This is a genomic window from Flintibacter sp., from assembly GCF_046973065.1.
The window spans coordinates 54,335-72,025 of record NZ_JBKVXZ010000008.1 but is presented as its reverse complement, the minus strand read 5'-3'; the positions used below and the strand labels follow the sequence as shown (position 1 = coordinate 72,025).

19 protein-coding genes, 1 tRNA gene, 1 other RNA gene and 1 pseudogene are annotated in these 17,691 nt (G+C 56.0%); 19 read left to right on the top strand and 3 right to left on the bottom strand.

Annotated elements, in window-relative coordinates; genetic code table 11:
• Positions 1-19 precede the first annotated feature (19 nt).
• A complete protein-coding gene (locus tag ACLTXB_RS05165; RefSeq protein WP_428226261.1) occupies positions 20-277 on the top strand; it encodes a hemerythrin family protein in 258 nt (85 codons plus the stop codon).
• A 266-nt stretch (positions 278-543) separates the two neighbouring features.
• On the opposite strand, the gene ACLTXB_RS05160 is transcribed toward ACLTXB_RS05165, so the two are convergent.
• On the bottom strand, positions 544-834 hold the full coding sequence (locus tag ACLTXB_RS05160; RefSeq protein WP_428226260.1) for a DUF6076 domain-containing protein: 291 nt from the start codon (positions 832-834) through the stop codon (positions 544-546).
• 187 nt (positions 835-1,021) lie between these two features.
• Here ACLTXB_RS05160 and ACLTXB_RS05155 point away from each other — a divergent pair, with 187 nt between their 5' ends.
• From ACLTXB_RS05155 to ACLTXB_RS05105, 11 genes and pseudogenes are all read left to right on the top strand, one after another.
• Positions 1,022-1,267, top strand: a complete 246-nt coding sequence (locus tag ACLTXB_RS05155) for a hypothetical protein (protein WP_428226259.1) — start codon at positions 1,022-1,024, stop codon at positions 1,265-1,267.
• A gap of 46 nt (positions 1,268-1,313) precedes the next feature.
• Complete coding sequence (locus tag ACLTXB_RS05150) at positions 1,314-1,577, top strand: hypothetical protein (protein ID WP_428226258.1); 264 nt, start codon at positions 1,314-1,316, stop codon at positions 1,575-1,577.
• A 213-nt stretch (positions 1,578-1,790) separates the two neighbouring features.
• Positions 1,791-2,000, top strand: coding sequence for a helix-turn-helix transcriptional regulator (locus ACLTXB_RS05145; protein WP_428226257.1), 210 nt, complete (start codon positions 1,791-1,793; stop codon positions 1,998-2,000).
• Positions 1,997-2,413: a helix-turn-helix domain-containing protein gene (locus ACLTXB_RS05140; RefSeq protein ID WP_428226256.1), complete on the top strand. Its 417-nt coding sequence runs from the start codon at positions 1,997-1,999 to the stop codon at positions 2,411-2,413. Before ACLTXB_RS05145 ends, ACLTXB_RS05140 begins: the two co-directional genes overlap by 4 nt.
• 314 nt (positions 2,414-2,727) lie before the next feature.
• Positions 2,728-3,147, top strand: a complete 420-nt coding sequence (locus ACLTXB_RS05135) for a hypothetical protein (protein WP_428226255.1) — start codon at positions 2,728-2,730, stop codon at positions 3,145-3,147.
• Entirely contained in the window at positions 3,135-5,099 is a 1,965-nt protein-coding gene (gene mobP3 / locus ACLTXB_RS05130) for a MobP3 family relaxase (protein ID WP_428226254.1), read from the top strand. Before ACLTXB_RS05135 ends, mobP3 begins: the two co-directional genes overlap by 13 nt.
• A gap of 142 nt (positions 5,100-5,241) precedes the next feature.
• Complete coding sequence (locus tag ACLTXB_RS05125; protein WP_428226253.1) at positions 5,242-5,565, top strand: DUF6809 family protein; 324 nt, start codon at positions 5,242-5,244, stop codon at positions 5,563-5,565.
• Positions 5,562-5,768, top strand: coding sequence for a hypothetical protein (locus tag ACLTXB_RS05120; RefSeq protein ID WP_119345448.1), 207 nt, complete (start codon positions 5,562-5,564; stop codon positions 5,766-5,768). Before ACLTXB_RS05125 ends, ACLTXB_RS05120 begins: the two co-directional genes overlap by 4 nt.
• 57 nt (positions 5,769-5,825) lie before the next feature.
• Positions 5,826-6,965: pseudogene (locus tag ACLTXB_RS05115) on the top strand (tyrosine-type recombinase/integrase).
• Between the two features lie 11 nt (positions 6,966-6,976).
• Positions 6,977-8,158 carry a tyrosine-type recombinase/integrase gene (locus ACLTXB_RS05110; RefSeq protein WP_428226252.1) on the top strand — a complete coding sequence of 394 codons (1,182 nt, stop codon included), beginning with the start codon at positions 6,977-6,979 and terminating at the stop codon, positions 8,156-8,158.
• 14 nt (positions 8,159-8,172) lie between these two features.
• Positions 8,173-8,370, top strand: a complete 198-nt coding sequence (locus ACLTXB_RS05105; RefSeq protein ID WP_428226251.1) for a hypothetical protein — start codon at positions 8,173-8,175, stop codon at positions 8,368-8,370.
• Positions 8,371-8,551: 181 nt separating this feature from the next.
• Here the strand turns inward: ACLTXB_RS05105 and ACLTXB_RS05100 are convergent, their stop codons facing one another.
• On the bottom strand, positions 8,552-9,790 hold the full coding sequence (locus ACLTXB_RS05100; RefSeq protein WP_412262029.1) for an IS110 family transposase: 1,239 nt from the start codon (positions 9,788-9,790) through the stop codon (positions 8,552-8,554).
• A gap of 317 nt (positions 9,791-10,107) precedes the next feature.
• On the opposite strand from ACLTXB_RS05100, the gene ACLTXB_RS05095 reads away from it, so the two are divergent.
• Together ACLTXB_RS05095 and ACLTXB_RS05090 are read left to right on the top strand one after the other, a co-directional pair.
• A complete protein-coding gene (locus ACLTXB_RS05095) occupies positions 10,108-11,184 on the top strand; it encodes a recombinase family protein (protein WP_428226250.1) in 1,077 nt (358 codons plus the stop codon).
• Positions 11,177-11,707 (top strand): hypothetical protein, encoded by a 531-nt coding sequence (locus ACLTXB_RS05090; protein ID WP_428226249.1) that lies wholly within the window; start codon positions 11,177-11,179, stop codon positions 11,705-11,707. The genes ACLTXB_RS05095 and ACLTXB_RS05090 overlap by 8 nt, the downstream gene beginning before the upstream one ends.
• A gap of 46 nt (positions 11,708-11,753) precedes the next feature.
• On the opposite strand, the gene ACLTXB_RS05085 is transcribed toward ACLTXB_RS05090, so the two are convergent.
• Positions 11,754-11,830, bottom strand: a tRNA-Ala gene (locus ACLTXB_RS05085).
• Positions 11,831-12,299: 469 nt separating this feature from the next.
• On the opposite strand from ACLTXB_RS05085, the gene ffs reads away from it, so the two are divergent.
• The 5 genes from ffs to ACLTXB_RS05060 all read left to right on the top strand — a co-directional run bounded on the left by ffs (position 12,300) and on the right by ACLTXB_RS05060 (position 17,685).
• Positions 12,300-12,564, top strand: an RNA gene (ffs, locus tag ACLTXB_RS05080) — signal recognition particle sRNA large type.
• A 45-nt stretch (positions 12,565-12,609) separates the two neighbouring features.
• Positions 12,610-14,424: a DNA polymerase III subunit gamma/tau gene (gene dnaX, locus ACLTXB_RS05075; protein ID WP_428226248.1), complete on the top strand. Its 1,815-nt coding sequence runs from the start codon at positions 12,610-12,612 to the stop codon at positions 14,422-14,424.
• A gap of 24 nt (positions 14,425-14,448) precedes the next feature.
• The gene (locus ACLTXB_RS05070) at positions 14,449-14,796 is read left to right on the top strand and encodes a YbaB/EbfC family nucleoid-associated protein (protein WP_008982128.1); all 348 of its coding nucleotides are present in this window, start codon (positions 14,449-14,451) and stop codon (positions 14,794-14,796) included.
• A 266-nt stretch (positions 14,797-15,062) separates the two neighbouring features.
• A complete protein-coding gene (rpsO, locus tag ACLTXB_RS05065) occupies positions 15,063-15,329 on the top strand; it encodes a 30S ribosomal protein S15 (protein WP_008982127.1) in 267 nt (88 codons plus the stop codon).
• A gap of 205 nt (positions 15,330-15,534) precedes the next feature.
• A complete protein-coding gene (locus tag ACLTXB_RS05060; RefSeq protein WP_428226247.1) occupies positions 15,535-17,685 on the top strand; it encodes a polyribonucleotide nucleotidyltransferase in 2,151 nt (716 codons plus the stop codon).
• Positions 17,686-17,691 lie beyond the last annotated feature (6 nt).

Genomic DNA, 17,691 nt, shown 5'->3' with positions numbered 1-17,691 from the left:
CATTACGAAGAAGGCCATCATGATGCACTTCAATACAGAGAAAGGCTACATGGTCAAGTGTAATGCCCCAGAATACCGCGCCCACCAGGCTGAGCACAAGCGCCTGATTTTTGAGGTCAAGGCTCTATCGATTAATCTGGAGAAGGAGAGTCCTGAGAAAGGGGTGGAGGAGCTGTCTGTCCTACGCAGCCAGTGGGTTCACCATCATATACTTACCTGGGATGTGGCCTTTGCCCACCGATATCTGGAATGGAAGGAGGGGCGGTTCCTCGTCTAAACGCACTTGCTACCATGCAAATTGTGGCAGAGCCAGCCAAAATCTTGCGCCGCAGAAAACAAAAAAGCCTAGAACTACAGCAAAATACAAATAGAGGTCTTCCGGTTCGCTGAACGGGGAAGACCTCTGTTTTTGCTTCAGGACTGATTCAGCCACGCCATAAATTCATCTAAGGTGATGGCTTTGCCGTCGCATTTCTTCTTCATCTCTCTGGCCTGTTCGCTCCAGGTATAGAAAGCGATGTCCGAGATACGTCCCGCCTTGATTCAGGCAAAGCGCTTGTTGTACTCCTTGCGGTACGCCTTGAAAATTGGATCATCGGATTGTTTCTTGGTCCACTGCTGGAAGGCCCCGGCCTCTCGGCAGGTCTGCTGACCTTTTGCCACGGGACGTTCACAGTACTCTGCACTGACCCGGCCAGTCTGGGGGAAGTAGCGGCCGCAGTTCTTACAGCGGCGAACTGTAATGCCTCTCTCCACACAGCTGCGCAGAGAGTAGTCGATCATGTCCAAGATGCTGGAGGAGTACAGGACAGGAGAACACCGCCCGGGTTCCACCGGCTCAAAGCTGAGGGGGATAGGGTGGAATGGAAACAGCCCGGGATCTCTGGGAGCATCAAACCGATAGTTCTAGGATGCCTGAAACTGAGGGTTGCGTCCTGTGCGGTCAATATCCAGAACCAAGTCAAAGAATCGCTGGATCTGCTTTTGGTACAGGGGGAGCTGCTGGGGGACACGTTGCAGAATGAACGATACAGTTGTTATCATCTATCATGGGGAGCCAGTATCAGTGCCAAAGGAGGTCGCAAACTTCCTGGAGCAGGATCGGAAGCGGGAACAGGCTAAGCAAGACCAAAGGCATCTGAACAAAAGTGAGTTTGAAACGGTGCTGTCCGGCTTGTGTTATGTCAGGCGTCCCGTGGAAGATGCGGCGCTCCAGAACCTCCAGCTTGAAACTCTGCGGACAGCTGTGGACAGCCTGCTTGGATGACCAGGGCCAGGATCTTATCGGACTCCAATATGGCAGAGAACCGACCATGGAAGAGATCGGCAAGATCTACGGTGTGTCCAAGATGGCGGTATCAAAGCGGCTGAAAAAACTCTACGAAAAGTTGAGGAGCTCTGTCATAGGACAGGGCCCCTCAACTTTTTTCTTTTTCTGGTTTACAAATCTCCCGCGAGTGTCCTTATCAGTGAGGGGCAAAGTTTTCGGCTCTCGAAAACCCAGCTGGATGGCCACAGGCCGGATCGGTCATAACGGAGCTATAAAACCTGTTGTAAATAATTTGTTAAGAAATTAAAAAAACGGTTCTCAAATTGCATTCTCAACCGCTAATAAAGTGAAAGGGTTTTTAAGGACAACTGAATCATCGCACATTTTCTGGTCAAAGGTGTTTCGTTTCAGCGCCGTTTTGTGCAGTAGTAAGATGAGGATGCTTTAACGCTTATTTTTGTGTGACTACCCGATCAAATAGCAAAAACATTTGCTGGATAAGTTAGGAGGTAAAACTTATATGAAGAAATCAGTCTATCAAAGTTACGATGAGCTGCCGCTGTTCTTAAATGCGGAAATGGTGGCGCAGGTGCTGGGCGTATCACCGTCCAGTGGGTATGAACTCATGCATGAACCGGACTTCCCGGTGCTGCGCGTGGGCAGCTGCATGGTGGTGCCCAAGGAAAAGTTCATCCAGTGGGTGGAAGAGCATACCGGAGGTAGTGGATGAAGTACATGGGAAATTTTTTCTCTCTGCCCAATGAGATTTTTCTTCTGGGACTGAGTCCAGGTGAGCTGGCCGTGTACTGCTATCTGCGCCGGTGTGAAAATCAAAAAACGCACCAATGCTGGCCCAGCTACAAAACCATTGGGGAAGCGGTTGGAATGTGTGAGAACACCGTGAGCAGATATGTGAAACGGCTGGAAGAGCGTGGACTGATTGCGGCAGAGCCAACCAAGGTCACAACCAAAGCGGGGGTGACACGCAACGGATCGCTGCGGTTCACGGTGCTGCCGCCGCAGGATGTGATCGCCCGTCACCATGAGAACAAGCTGGAGGAACTGGAGTTAGAAACGGAGCGGCAGAAGATGCAGAAGCTCCTGGGACAGAGCGCAGAGAAAGCCCCGCATGACCCGCTGTGAGGCGCTGTGTGCCCGCTTTGGAACCTAGGCAGAGTCCCTGCCCGCCCGAGCCATTTTGGGCGGATTTGGGCCGCTGTCGGCCGGGAGGAGAGCGCAAGGCGAGGACGAAAAAAGAGGCAGGATAAAGGCAGGGGTCGCAGGCGACCCCTATCAGAAGCACTTCTGCCCGCAGTGCGGGCAGTTTGCGAGGGGTTCTGCGGGGCTGTGAAGTGGGGTCAAAAACAGAGGAGAAACGCTCCCTGTGCAGTCATCTTCCCCGTAAGTCCCCTGCTGCAACAAAAAATCAGGGGTCAACCCCTGGAAAGGAGCCTATTTTGAGCAAGAAAGAGAAGTTTGCCCTGTACCTGACACCGGAGAAAAAAGCGGTTCTGGAACGCCGCTACCGGGAGGATGGGAGCCGCAGTCTCACCGCCTTCATCGAGCGGGCCATCGACTTCTATCTGGACTACCTCAGCGCCAACGACGCCGGGCTGTTCCTCCCCACCGCTCTCAAGTCCTATGTGGATGGCCGGCTGGGACAGATGGAGAATCGGATGTCCTCTCTGCTATACAAGCAGGCCGTGGAACAGGACATGGTAGCCGGTATCCTGGCGGACGCCTATCAATTCAGCGAGGAGGATCTTAAGCTACGCCGGGCGGAGAGCATCAGCAATGTGAAGAAAACTAATGGCCGCGTCTCCCTGGACCAACGGGTGCGGGAAGTCTGGGAGGAGGGAGATGAGTGGCAAGACTGATCGTCAAAAGTCCCTACTACAAGTGTGGCGGGAACACTTCTCTCAGCGGCTACCTGCGCTACATCGCCACGCGGGAACGGGTGGAACTGCTGCCAGACGACCGTCCGCCCACACGCAAGCAGGAGCAGCTCATCAACAAACTTACGAAAGATTTTCCTGACAGCAAAACCCTCTATGAGTATGAGGACTATGCTGCAAAGCCCACAAAGTGCAATGCATCTGCGTTCATCACACTGGCTCTGGAGTCTAACTGGGACAAGCTCTCCAACATGGAGGGCTACGCCGGGTACATCGCTACCCGTCCCCGCGCAGAGCGGCTGGGCAGCCACGGCCTGTTTGGTGACGAAGATGGTGTGGACTTGGAGAGCGCCATGTCTGAACTGGAACAGTACACCGGAAATGTGTGGACCCACATTATCTCCCTGAAGCGGGAGGATGCAGTGCGGCTGGGCTACGACAGTGCCAAGGCGTGGCGGGATCTGCTCCGCACGCACCGCAACGACATCGCCGCAGCAATGAACATCCCGCCCAACGATTTCCGCTGGTACGCCGCCTTCCACGATGAAGGGGAACACCCCCATGTCCACATGATGGCGTGGTCGGCAAAGCCGGGGCAGGCGTACTTATCCAGAGATGGCATCCGGCAGATCAAGTCCGAACTCACCAACGATATTTTCAAGCAGGAACTGCTGCACCTCTACGAACAGAAGTCTAACAGCAGAGATGAACTGGTGCAGGAAGCACGGAAAGCCATGCTGGAGTTGGTGCAGGTTATGAAAGAGGGTATCTGCGACCACCCGGAGGCAGAGCGGCTCATGCTGGAACTGGCGATGCAGCTGAAAGTGGTCAAGGGTAAGAAGTCCTATGGCTACCTTCCAAAGTCACAAAAGAAACTGGTAGATGAAATCGTAGACGAGATGGAGCGGCTTCCCAGTGTGCGGGACTGCTACGACCAGTGGTTGATCCTCCAGGGAAAGGTGGATGGGTACTATCACGATAAGCCCAGAGAACGAAAAAGGTTGTCACAAGAGAAAGCGTTCAGGCAGATTAAAAACGCCGTCATCAAGGAGGCGGAAAACATCCGGCAGTGCAATTTGTTCTTTGAGGACAAGGGCGTGGAGCAGGAGAGCGAGCTGGAGAAATTCCGAAAAACTTCCTATAACTACGAAAGCCTTCGGGATGCGATTCGGGATGAGAGCCTGACACTGGAGGAGCGCAGTGATGCTGTCTCTGAACTGGAAACACTGGCAAAAAGCGGTGATAGGTACGCGCAGTACCTCATGGGAAAGCTGTGGCGGGACGGTCCGCTGCTGACACCGGACTGGGTAAATGCCCAGTACTGGTTTCAAAAGTCGGAGGAGCAGGGACACCCCTATGCGCAGTACGCCCTCGGCAAACTCCTGCTCTCTGATGATGTGGAGGTGCATGATGTGGAGGATGGTATCCGTTGGCTGAAGCGGGCCGCCGAAGGTGGAAACCACTTCGCCTCCTACCGGTTGGGCAAGGAATATTACAGCGGGAAAAATGTTCAAAAGAATTTCACCACGGCGGCGAAGTGGTTTGAGCGCGGGGGACAGGCTGGAAACCAGTACGCGCAGTATATGCTTGGCAAGCTGTATCTCATGGGCCAGGGCGTGGAGTACGACAAAGAGTTGGGCGCTGATTGGTTAAGCAAATCTGCGGCACAGGGTAACGTCTACGCGGAAGCCCTTCTCCAACATCAGGACAGCGGCAGGCCGCCCCATGTATTTCTGGCTGTCACCCGTTTGCTCCACCACATGAGCAGGATCTTTCAGGACCGATCCCTGCCCCAGTCTGGAACAGGGCTGCAGGTAGACAGCAAGCTCCGTCAGAAAATCAAAGAAAAGAAGATCGCCATGGGGCATAAAGCAGATGACCACGAAGATCCTGAACTGACGCAGGGCGGCATGGGCGGCATGACAGGATATTGATAGGACCGGAGGATGGTATCAAAATGTGATACCATCCTCCAGGACCGCCAAATGATAAATCTTTGATAACTCTGCGCATTTGCTGTGGCTATTTTCTGTTTCTGTGGTATGGTGTGTTGCTGACAAGGAGAGGAGGTACACAATGCGAGAGACGCTGGAAGACCTGTACTACGGAAACATCACGCCATACGACCGCCAGATCCGTTCCAGCACATCCCTGATGAAAGCGATGGAACAATCTCAGGAGTGCGAGGAGCAACTGACCAAACTGCTGGAGGGCGAAGCCCACAGTCTGCTGCTGCGGCTCATCAACGCGGAGAACGAGATCGGCAGCACGCTGGCTCTGGAGAATTTCATCCTGGGCTTCCGTCTGGGAACGCGTCTGACCCTGGAAGCGCTGGACGAAGACGACGGCAGCCTGGTGGAACTGCTCCGCAGAGATGACCGAAGGGAGGAGCAAGAATGACCACAAACCACCTGCCCATCCAACGCTGTCACTACTGCGGCAGTGACGACCTTGGTCTGGGCTGGCAGCACGGCGAGGGGATCGTCACCTTCAAGAAGCATGGCATCCTGGGCAACCGGATGCGCTGCCTGATCTGCCGCCGCTGCGGCGCGGTGCTGTTCCAATGGGTGGCAGAGCCCCACAGGTTTCCACCCATCCGGTAGACCACGCAGGTCCTGCGATGCAAATCAAAGATAAAAACCTCGGAGGTGAAACTTACAATGGCAAAGCGTAGACCGTCCGGCGATGGCATGGTCCGCAAGCGGGAGGACGGTCGCTGGGAAGGCCGCATCGTGGTCGGCCACAAGGAGAACGGGGCACCCATCTTCCACTACCTCTCCGCGGGGACCCAGAAGGAACTTCTGGAAAAACTGCACCGGTGCATGGAAGAATATGATGGGGCAGAACTGACAGAGGACTGCCGGATGACACTGGGCGAATGACTGGAGGTTTGGCTGGCAGAGTGCGCGAAGCCCTCCGTGCGACCTTCCACCTTTGAGGGCTACCGGGCTTATGTCAGGGACAAGATCGTTCCCTATCTGGGCGATAAGGAGATCCGCAAGGTCACTGCCGGAGATGTCCAGAAGCTGTATCGAAAGCTGAAAAAGGAGGGCGGGGCCGCTGGTGGTCCGCTGGCGGGCGCCACGGTGCGGAGGATCCACGGCATTCTGCATCAGGCAATGGATGTGGCGGTGGACCGCCATCTCATCGTAAAGAATCCCACAAAGGATGTGACGCTCCCCAAGAAAGAGTCTACGACAAGAACCATCCTTAATGACGCACAGCTGGAGCGGTTCATGGAGGCCATCAAACAGGACCGGCAGTGGCACGACTTCTTCTATCTGGAAATTACCACAGGACTGCGGCGGGGAGAACTGTGTGGGCTGATGTGGAGCGACTTCGATGAAAAGAAAGGGACGCTCTCCATTCGCAGGACCCTGCATGGGAAACGGGGCGGCGGCTACTATGTAGGTGATACCAAGACCGGAAAGGGGCGAAGGATCATCAGGTTACCGCCCAGCACGGTACAGCTCCTAACGGAGCGGAAGCGAACAGCGATCTCTCAATGGATCTTCCCCAACCCACTCCATCCGGAGGATCCGATCATGCCCAGCAGCGGCTATAACCGGATGAAAAGACTGATGACCGAGGCCGGACTCCCTGATCTGAGATTTCATGATCTGCGGCACACCTTCGCCACCCATGCCCTCACCAGCGGGGTGGACGCCAAGACCCTCTCTGGGATTCTGGGCCACACCCAGACCTCCTTCACGCTGGACACCTATACCCATGTCACCGGGGATATGCACCGAAGGGCATCAGAGATCGTGGGCGGCTTCATGGAAGAATTCATGGTGTAGGGGGCAGAAACATGGCACGAAAACGGAAGAATGGTCAAGGCACTGTCCGGCTGCGGAAGGACGGTCGCTGGGAGGGGCGGCACATCGTAGGCTACGATGAAAACGGAAAGGCTAAAACCAAAAGTGTGCTGGCCAAAACAAAGGCGGAGTGCCTGGAAAAGCTAAAGCAGCTCCAGGATGGCTGCGGCTCGGTGGAACCCTTCAAGGTCAAGCCGAATATGCGCTTCGGGGACTGGATCGTCTACTGGTATGAGAACCACTGCCAGCCAACGATCCGGGCCACCACACAGAAAGGATACGAGGAGTGGATCTATGTCCACGCTATCCTGGCGCTGGGGCAGATCCCGCTGAACAAGCTGACTCAGGCCGACTGTCAGAAGTTCCTGAACGAGATGAAAGCCAATGGCCGGAAGATCCATCGGGACACCAAGGGGCCGGGAATGTCGGAGCGGTCGGTGCGCAGCTGCTACCATGTGGTACGGATGTCCCTGGAACGAGCTATCAAAGATGGCCTTATCAAAAAGAACCCCATCCTGGGCTGTAAGCTGCCGCCGCCGGAGCAAAAGGAGATGAAGGTTCTCTCCGGGGAGGAGATCCAACGGTTCCTTCTTCAGGCCAAGGAGGAGGGGATGTATGAGTTATTTCTGCTGGAACTGACCACCGGCCTTCGCCGGGGTGAGATCCTGGCTCTCCGATGGGAGGACCTGAATGAAAAGACGGGGGAACTGCGGATCAACAAGCAGGTCTACCCGGTGGGCGGAAAGCTGATCGTCAGCGAGCCCAAGACCAAGGCTGCCTTCCGGACCATCATCCTGCCGCCCGCCATGGTGGAACTCCTGCTGGCGTACAGGAAAGGCATCTTCTCTGACTTGATGTTCCCATCCCGGATCAAGCCGGAGCAGCCCATCGATCCGGGCTATGTGCGGAAACGGCTCCAGGTCATTCTGGAGCGCGCCGGGTGCAAAAGAATCAGATTTCACGATCTGCGGCACACCTTTGCCACCATCTCCCTGGAACACGGCATGGACATCAAAACACTGTCCGCCATCATTGGGCACATCTCCTCCAGGACTACCACCACGCACTACCACGCAGATAGCAAGGCACTTCGAAAGGAACGGCAAAAGAAAATCGCCCAAGGCCACGCCGAGGACGACCACGAAGAAGAACAAACTTGGCAGCAGACCATGTAAAGGAGGATGATCACATGAGTTATCAGCAGGCGATGTATGATCGGGAGCATCCCCGATACTCTGAGCCGACAGAATATATCACGATGGAAGTGGACGGACTGATTGTTGCCCTCCGCTTTAAAAACGCCGTTACACAGTCTGACACAGTATCTGCAATTGAGCAGACGCTGTTGATGGCGCAGGACTTTGAAAATCTGAACAAGCCCGCTTGATTCAGTAGACTTTTTACCAGTGGTGTGGGATACTGTGTGTGCATATGAACCTTGCTACGAAAATAGGTAGCGAGGGCGTGAACCTTGACAAACAGGCTTTCAACGCCTCATGAAAAACCATCGCAGCACAAAAAGCGGCAGGCCAAAACCTGTCGCCGGGCGAAGTATGGAACAGTGGGCATCAGTCTGGTGGCAGCACAAAGTATCCCAGCTTTTGCAGTTCGTTCACCATGCGGTAGGCCCGTTTGCGCTCACTTTGTTTTCTGCGGGTCTCAAAACATTCTTCGCTGTATGGAGAACCTGTCTTCAACATCGTGTAGATCAGCGCCAGCAGTTTGCGAGCCAAAGCAATCGTTGCACGTTTTGCGCCCTTACGCTGTTTTATCTTCCAGTACCAACCAGAGAGGTGCAAGGTTCGCTTTCCGGAGATGACCCATCCCACCTCGCAGAGCATACTCTTCAGATACGGATTGCCTTTGTTAATGTGAGCACTCTTACGTTTTCCGGCACTTTCATTGTTACCGGGACTTAAACCAGCCCAGGAGCATATATGCTGGGAATCCGGAAAGGCGCTCATATCGGTACCAATCTCCGCAATAATGGCCGCTGCCGCAGTTACATCAATGCCCGGGATGGAGCACAGCAGTCTCAATGCCTCTTCGTGCTTTGTGATTTCTTCCGTAATAGCGTCCTCCACCGTATGGCGGTGCTGTTCAAGAGCTTCCAAGTGCCCAAATATCATGCGAAGAAAGTTGCGCTGGTGCTCCGAGAGTGAACCGTTCAAGGCAATCAGTATTTCGTCGATACGTTTCCGGGTCTGTGTCTTCAGACACCTGTCCAACGCCTCCCGCGAGATACTTCCGTATTCCATGAGATGGCGGATGATATTTCGTCCGGAAGCGCCAAATGCGTCCGACAGAAACGCTGTGAAGCGGAAACCGGAGCTTTGCAGAAATTTATCGATGCGATTCTTTTGGGCGGTAATGTCGTGAACAATGCTCTTGCGATACCGGGTCAGATGCCGCAGCTCTCGGAACGTTTTGTCTGGGATAAAACTCCCCTTTAGTAATCCGGCACGGAGCAGTGTGGCGATCCATTGCGCGTCCCTCATATCCGTTTTGCGCCCAGGCACATTCTTCATGTGGCGGGCATTCACGACCAGAATACTGATTTGCCCATCAAAACATGGTTCCAGCATTTCGTAAATGGGCTGCCAGTAGATCCCGGTGCTCTCCATAGCAACATGGTGGCACTCTGCTTCCAACACCCAATCCCGCAGTTTCCGCATTTCCGGAATCAGTGTGCTGAAGGAGCGAATCTCGATTTCTGGATCGGCGCCCAGCTCACCTTTGGCAAGACAGGCAACGATAACGTCACGATGAATATCCAGTCCCATGGCGCAGGTCAATATGTCTTGCATCAAATCCCTCCCTGAACGATGCAGGCTGGGAATTGCCCGGGTGGGTATCCGAACTTTGCTACTCGTGCTCTTCACTTACGTGACGCGACATACTGCTGTTCTCTTGGGCAATTCGTCCACGTTGAACAAACGGGGTGAAAATCCACCAAGGTGCAACCGGACTACACCTGCTGTCTCCAGTTTAGCAAATCTTGCAGCTTGCGCACAGACTATATTTTCATTCTCAGCTGTGATGGCATTTCATGAGGCGTTGACAACTGAATGAACAGCAGACCATATGCACCGCAGTCCTACACCAGAAAGGACAAGGTGCAATCATGGAAAAAAACAAGCGAGTATACTGCCTCTATCGAGTCTCTACCAAAGGACAGGTAGAAAAAGATGATATCCCGATGCAGAAACAATACTGCCGTGAATTTGCAGAGAGTCAGGGATGGACGATCATCAAAGAATTTGCGGAAAAAGGTGTCTCCGGTTTCAAGGTGGCTGCCGCTGACCGCGACGCCATTCAGGAGATCCGCCAGGACGCCGAGGAACGGAAGTTTGACATCCTGCTGGTGTTCATGTTCGACCGCCTGGGACGGAGAGATGATGAGACGCCCTTCGTGGTGGAGTGGTTCATCCGCAACGGAATCGAAGTGTGGAGCGCAATGGAAGGGCAGCAGAAGATGGATGATCATATCGACAAACTGCTGAACTATATCCGTTACTGGCAGGCTTCCGGTGAGAGCCTCAAAACCTCCGCACGAACAAAGACACGTCTGTCACAAATCGTGCAGGAGGGGAGGTTCCGCGGCGGGATCGTTCCCTATGGATACCGCCTGGAAAAGCAGGGGCGCTTCAATAAAAAGAATCACGAAGTCAACGAGATTCTGGTTGACCCGGATGAAGCTGCGGTGGTGCGCATCATCTTTGAAAAATATGTCTATGAGGGGTTCGGCGCACAGCGGTTGTCCCGGTGGTTATATAACAACGGCTATCTCAATCGAAAGGGAACCAACTTCGCCAATACCACCATCATCAAAATGCTGAAGAACATCATGTATGTTGGAATCCTGCGCAGTGGGGAAACACGCTCAGAAATCTTTCCGGAGCTGCAAATCGTTCCACTGGATCTGTATGAGCGGGCACAGGAGCTGATGGAGGCCAGGACAATGCACCACAATGAGGTGCCCTTTAACTCCAAGGGGAAGTCGCTGCTCTCCGGGATGGTCTACTGCGCCCACTGCGGTTCAAAGTTGGTGCTGACCACCAGCAGCGGCAGACGCGCCAAGGGTGAGCCCAAACGGGAAACCCGTATCCGATACGCCTGCCACTACAAGATCCGTCATCCTCAGGACTGTGACGGTCAGACCGGATACTCCGGCGAGAAACTGGACGGCATTATTGATTAAGATTGTCATCCAACTCTTTGAGCGAATGAAGACTGCACCCAGGAGCCAGCTCATTCAAAAGCAGCGGGAGAAAGAACTCCAACTGGCAAACAGTTCGGTGGCCAATCTGGAGAAACTCCATGCCGCCGCAGAACGGGAGCTGGAGAGCTACAAAAAAGAGATCATCAAGACCATCAACGGGACTGGTAGTTTTGGAGCGGACATCCTCGGCGAGATGATAGAGGACACCCGGAGCAAACTGACGGCACTGGCACAGGAGCTGGAACAGGCCAAGGAAAAAGCGGCTGATCTGAAAAACTCTGCCGTTGCCGTTCAAAAGGAGTATGACAAGATCATGTCTTGGGCCGACCTGTATGCGGGCAGCAGCATTGAGGGAAAGAAGATGATCCTGCGGCAGCTCATTGAGCGGGTGAATATCGGGAAGAACTTTGAAATCGAAGTGGAATTCAAAATCAGTGTCACACAGTTCTTCGACTTCCTGTATCCGGAAGGGGACAAGAGTGTGTACTATCGCGCATCCTGAAGGCATGAAAAAACTCGGGAGATCTCAAAACGAGATCTCCCGAGTGTGGTGGACCCGAAGGGGATCGAACCCTCGACCTTACGGATGCGAACCGTACGCTCTCCCAGACTGAGCTACGGGCCCAAATCAACAGTTCCAAAAGCGGAACAGAAGAATAAAACAATATGAAGTTATAGATGTGGCAGAAAACCGAACCCTTTGCGCTCCCAGCTGAGCTATAGGCCCAAATCAACAGTTCCAAAAGCGGAACAGAAGAATAAAGCAATATGAAATTATAGATGTGGCAGAAAACCGAACCCTTTGCGCTCCCAGCTGAGCTATGGGCCCAAATCAACCGTTCCCAAGCGGAACAGAAGAAACGATATGAAATTAAAAAGTGTGGCAGAAAACTGAACCCTTTGCTCTCCCAACTGCGCTACAGGCCCAGATATTCAATTCAGCTTTTGTATTATACCAGATTTTTAAAAAATGTAAAGCCCAATTTTGAAGATATCTATGAGAAGCGGCCAGATTTGGAAAAATAGGTTGCCATTTTGGGGGAAGTATAGTAAAATACAGTCTAGCTTGTTTTGCACTTCGGCGCAAAGCAAGGCCGCACTAGTTGGGGAGATAGCGGTGCCCTGTACCTGCAACCCGCTACAGCAGGGATGAATCCCGGCCCCCGGACGTGCGATGTGTCGTCTGACCTGGAAAAGCAGTGATGATAGACCGGTCCCGCGCAACGTGGCCCCGTGAACCGTGTCAGGCGGGGAGCCGAGCAGCACTAAGCGGCAAGCCGCGTGTGCCGTGGGGTTACTGTTCTTGAGCCGGCTGTCCAGGTAACGGGCATACCGCGCGCTTCAAAGGCCGGTGTGCGGCCTTGCTTTTCGCCGAAGTTTTCTTTTTTTCGAGGTGATTTTAACGTGTATCAGGCCCTGTACCGCAAGTGGCGCCCCCGCACCTTTGACGACGTGGTGGGGCAGGAGCATATCACCCAGACCCTGAAGCAGCAGGTGTCCGGCGGACGGCTGAGCCACGCCTATCTGTTCACCGGAACCCGGGGAACCGGAAAGACCACCTGCGCCAAGATCCTGTCCCGGGCGGTGAACTGTCAAAGCCCGGTCAATGGCAACCCCTGCAACCAGTGCCTCGCCTGCCTGGGCATTGAGAACGGGTCTATCCTGGACGTGCTGGAGCTGGACGCCGCCTCTAACAACGGCGTGGATCAGGTCCGAGCCCTGCGGGACGAGGCGGTATACACCCCCGCGGCGGTGAAAAAGCGGGTCTACATCGTAGACGAGGTGCACATGCTCTCCACCCCCGCGTTCAACGCCTTGCTGAAGATCCTGGAGGAGCCTCCGGCCCACCTGATGTTTATCCTGGCTACCACCGAGCTTCACAAGGTGCCCGCCACCATCAAGTCCCGGTGCCAGCAGTTCTCGTTCAAGCGCATCCTGCCCGGTCAGATTGCCCAGCGTCTGGGCTATGTGGCCCAGCAGGAGGGCATCGATCTGACAGAGGAGGGAGCCGCTCTGCTCTCCCGCCTGGCCGACGGCGGCCTGCGGGACGCTTTGTCCCTGCTGGACCAGTGCGCCGGAGGCGGACAGCGGGTGGACGAGCAGGAGATTCTGGACACCCTGGGCCTGGCAGGCAATCTGGAGACTGCCAAGCTCATGGGCCAGCTGGCCCAGCGGGATACCGCCGCGGCGCTGGAGACCCTGTCCCGCCTGTACCGCAACGGAAAGGATGTAGGCTCGGTGCTTTCCGAGCTGTCCGGCCTGGCCCGGGATCTGCTGCTGCGCAAGACCGCGCCCCGGGGTGGAGCTGCCCTGCTTACCGGCGGATATGATGAGTCCACCATGCGAGCCCTAGGCGAACAGTTTACTGCCCAGCGGCTGCTGCAGATTTTGAAAACCTTACAGGAGACACTGCCCGAGCTGAGCCGCAGTGTCAACCGCCGTACCGACGCGGAGCTGTGTCTCATTCGGCTCAGCGATGAGGGACTGGACGAGTCCTTTGCAGGCCTGTCCGCCCGGGTAGCCCGGCTGGAGGAACAGCTGGCCAAGGGTGTGCCTGTCCAGGCACAGCCGGTCCAGAGTGCTCCGTCCGCGCCCGCGGCCCAGCGGCCTGTCCCGGCTGCCGCGCCTGTGCAGGCGCCGGTCAAGCCGGCGGTTGAGGATACGCCCCCTTGGGAGGAAGAGCGTCCGCCTCTGCCTCCGGAACCGGAAGAGGAGCCCTCCTGGCCTGAGCCGGAGGCTGTTCCGGCCAGCGCACCCGTACCCCAGGCTCCGGCTCCCACAGCCCAGGTGCCCCCTGCTCAGGCAGCTCCTGCGCAGTCAACTCCGGCTGGGGGAATGCAGGGTGGAACCTCCGCCTTCTGGCCCTCCTTTGTAGCCGGACTGCGGGGCAAGGTGCCTGCTTCGGTGCTGCCTTACCTCAATAACCCCGCCAAGGTAACCGGCGTGTGGAAAAACAAGGCGCTGACCCTGTGGACGGATACCGAGTTCACCCGGGCCATGCTGAATAAGCCCCCGGTCCTTCAGGGGCTGGCCCAGGCAGCCGATGTCTGCTTTGGTGTCACCGGCGCCCGGGTATCGGTGATCGCGGGAAAACCCCCGGCAGAGGACCTGGCCGCTCCGGCGCTTGCTACGCAGGCTGTTCCGGCACAGGGGAGCGGGGACGCTCTGGATGCCCTGCTGGCCTTTGGGGAAAAGTTTGACAACATTAAAATACAGTAACACAGAATAAGGAGTGTTTTGGCTATGGCAAAGGGATTTAACAGCCGCGGACTGGGCGGCATGGGTGGCGGCATGAACATGAACATGATCAAGCAGGCCCAGAAGATGCAGCAGGACATGATGAAGATGCAGCAGGAGCTGCAGGAGAAGGAGTACACCGCGGCTGCCGGCGGCGGCGTGGTCACTGCGACCGTCAACGGCAAGCACGAACTGAAGAATCTGGAGATCGACCCCGAGGCCGTGGATCCCGATGATGTGGAGATGCTCCAGGACCTCATCGTGGCCGCGGTGAACGAGGCCATGCGCAGCGCCGATAACGACGCCTCCAGCTCCATGCAGAAGCTGACCGGCGGACTGGGCCTGCCCTTCTGAAAATGGATCAACAAACGGGACGGTTTCCTTGCTGGGGAGCCGTTCCGTTTTGTATTAAACATACAAAATGTTTAAAAGGGCAGAGAAATTCAAAAAAAGGTGACTTTTTTCTTTACAGACTGGAAAAAATGTGATATAGTATCCCAGCGTGAAATCACGCGCGCCCATCCGCTTCGTTGCGGGGTACGGCCTGTCCAAGAGGGCAGGGCTTCACCCGCCCGTTACGCAGCTCTTTGGGCAGAATAATAAGAAAGGTGGAAATTCCCATGATTCGTAAGGACGAAAAGACTGCCGTTATTGAGGCCAACCGCACTCACCCCACTGACACCGGTTCTCCCGAGGTTCAGATCGCCATTCTGACCGCTCGCATCAACGAGCTGACCGAGCACCTGAAGGTCCACAAGCAGGACAACCACTCCCGTCGTGGCCTGCTGAAGATGGTCGGTAAGCGCCGCAAGATGCTGGACTATCTGATGGCTAAGGACATCGAGCGTTACCGTGCTATCATTGCCAAGCTGGGCATCCGTAAGTAAGTTTTGCCGCATAGGGCAGCGTTTTAACGCGCTGCCCTATGTTCGCATCTAAAACAAACCAAAAACCGGGAGCGATCCCGCTTTTTTAGCAGTTGAATATGCGCCGAAGCGCGGAGGATAGACGCGCGCCCTGTGTTTCGACCTATATTCAAGTGCTAAAAGGTGAGACCTCCCGGGCAAATCAATACAAAAGGAGGATTACCAAATGTCAACCGTTATCAAGCACAAGCAGTTTAACAACTACAAGAGCTGGACCATGGACCTGTGCGGCCGTCCCCTGACCATCGAGGTGGGCAAGGTGGCCGAGCTGGCCAGCGCTTCCGCTATGGTTAAGTACGGCGAGACCACCGTGCTGGTGGCCGTTACCGTCTCTCCCCGTCCCCGTGACGGCATCGACTTCTTCCCCCTCTCTGTTGAGTTTGAGGAGAAGCTGTACGCTGTGGGCCGCATCCCCGGCTCCTTTATGCGCCGTGAGGGCCGTCCCTCCCTGCCCGCCGTTCTGGCTTCCCGCCTGATCGACCGGCCCATGCGCCCCCTGTTCCCCTACGACTTCCGCAACGACGTGTGCATCCAGTGCACTGTCATGAGCGTGGACTATGACTGCTCCCCCGAGGTGGCTGCCATGATCGGCGCCTCCGCCTGCGTGAGCTACTCCGAGATCCCCTTCGCCGGCCCCATCGGCTGCCTGGAGGTGGGTTACTGCGATGGCCAGATCGTCCTCAACCCCAACCAGGAGCAGCGTAAGACCTCCCGCATGGACGTGACCGTGGCCGCTACCGCTGAGAAGGTGGTCATGATCGAGGCCGGCGCCGACGAGATCCCCGACGAGATCATGTATGCCGGTATCGTGAAGGCTCACGAGGAGATCAAGAAGCAGATCGACTTCATCAACCAGATCGTTGCCGAGATCGGCAAGCCCAAGATGGAGTATGAGCACGCTCAGTTCAACCAGGAGCTGTTTGACAAGATCGTGGACGAGTTCATGGACGAGGCCAAGGCCGCCATGGACACCGACGACAAGAACGTGCGTGAGACCCGCTGGAACGCCATGATCGACAAGTGGCACGAGAAGTATCTGGAAGAGTACCCCGACATGGACCAGTACCTGGAGGAGTTCACTTACAAGTTCCAGAAGAAGATCGTCAAGGCTTGGCTGCTGGAAGGCCACCGCGTGGACGGCCGCGCCAAGAACGAGATCCGTCCTCTGGCTGCCGAGGTCGGTGTGCTGCCCCGCGTCCACGGTTCCGGCCTGTTCACCCGCGGTCAGACTCAGGTTCTGTCCGTGTGTACCCTGAACACCCTGGCTGCCTGCCAGAAGCTGGACACCATCTGGGAAGAGGACGAGAAGCGCTATATGCACCACTACAACTTCCCCCCCTACTCTGTGGGTGAGGCCCGCGCTCCCCGTTCCACCAACCGCCGCGAGTACGGCCACGGCGCTCTGGCTGAGCGCGCTCTGGTGCCCGTGCTGCCCTCCGTGGAGGAGTTCCCCTACGCCATCCGGGTCGTGTCTGAGGTTCTGTCCTCCAACGGTTCTACCTCTCAGGGCTCCATCTGCGGCTCCACTCTGGCTCTGATGGATGCCGGTGTGCCCATCAAGGCTCCCGTGGCTGGCATTTCCTGCGGCCTCATTCAGGACGACAACGGCGGCTTCACCACCTTCATCGACATCCAGGGCGTGGAGGACTTCCACGGCGAGATGGACTTCAAGGTTGCCGGTACCAAGGCCGGTATCACCGCCATCCAGATGGACCTGAAGAACGACGGTCTGACCCACGAGATCATCAAGGAGGCTCTGGACATCACCCGCGATGCCCGCTACGCCATCCTGGACGAGATCATGCTGCCCTGCATCTCCGCTCCCCGCGCTGAGGTGAGCAAGTATGCTCCCAAGATGATTACCATGAAGATCGATCCCGACAAGATCCGCGAGGTTATCGGTAAGGGCGGCTCCGTGATCCAGAAGATCACCGCCGAGTCCGGCGCTACCGTGGACATCGAGGACGACGGCACCATCCACATCGCCTCCCCCAACGCCGAGGCCTGCGACGCCGCCAAGAAGATGATCGAGACCATCGTGTTCGTTCCCCAGGTGGGCGAGCTGTACTACGGCAAGGTCGTGCGCATCCTGCAGTTCGGCGCCTTCGTGGAGCTGGCTCCCGGCAAGGACGGCATGGTCCACATCTCCAAGCTGGCTGACCGCCGTGTGGAGAAGGTGGAGGATGTGGTCAACATCGGCGACATGATCTGGGTCAAGGTCACCGACATCGACGACAAGGGCCGCGTGAACCTGAGCTACCGCGACGCCATCAAGGAGATCAAGGCCAAGAAGGTCGCCGGCGAGAGCGTGAAGTAAGGTTTT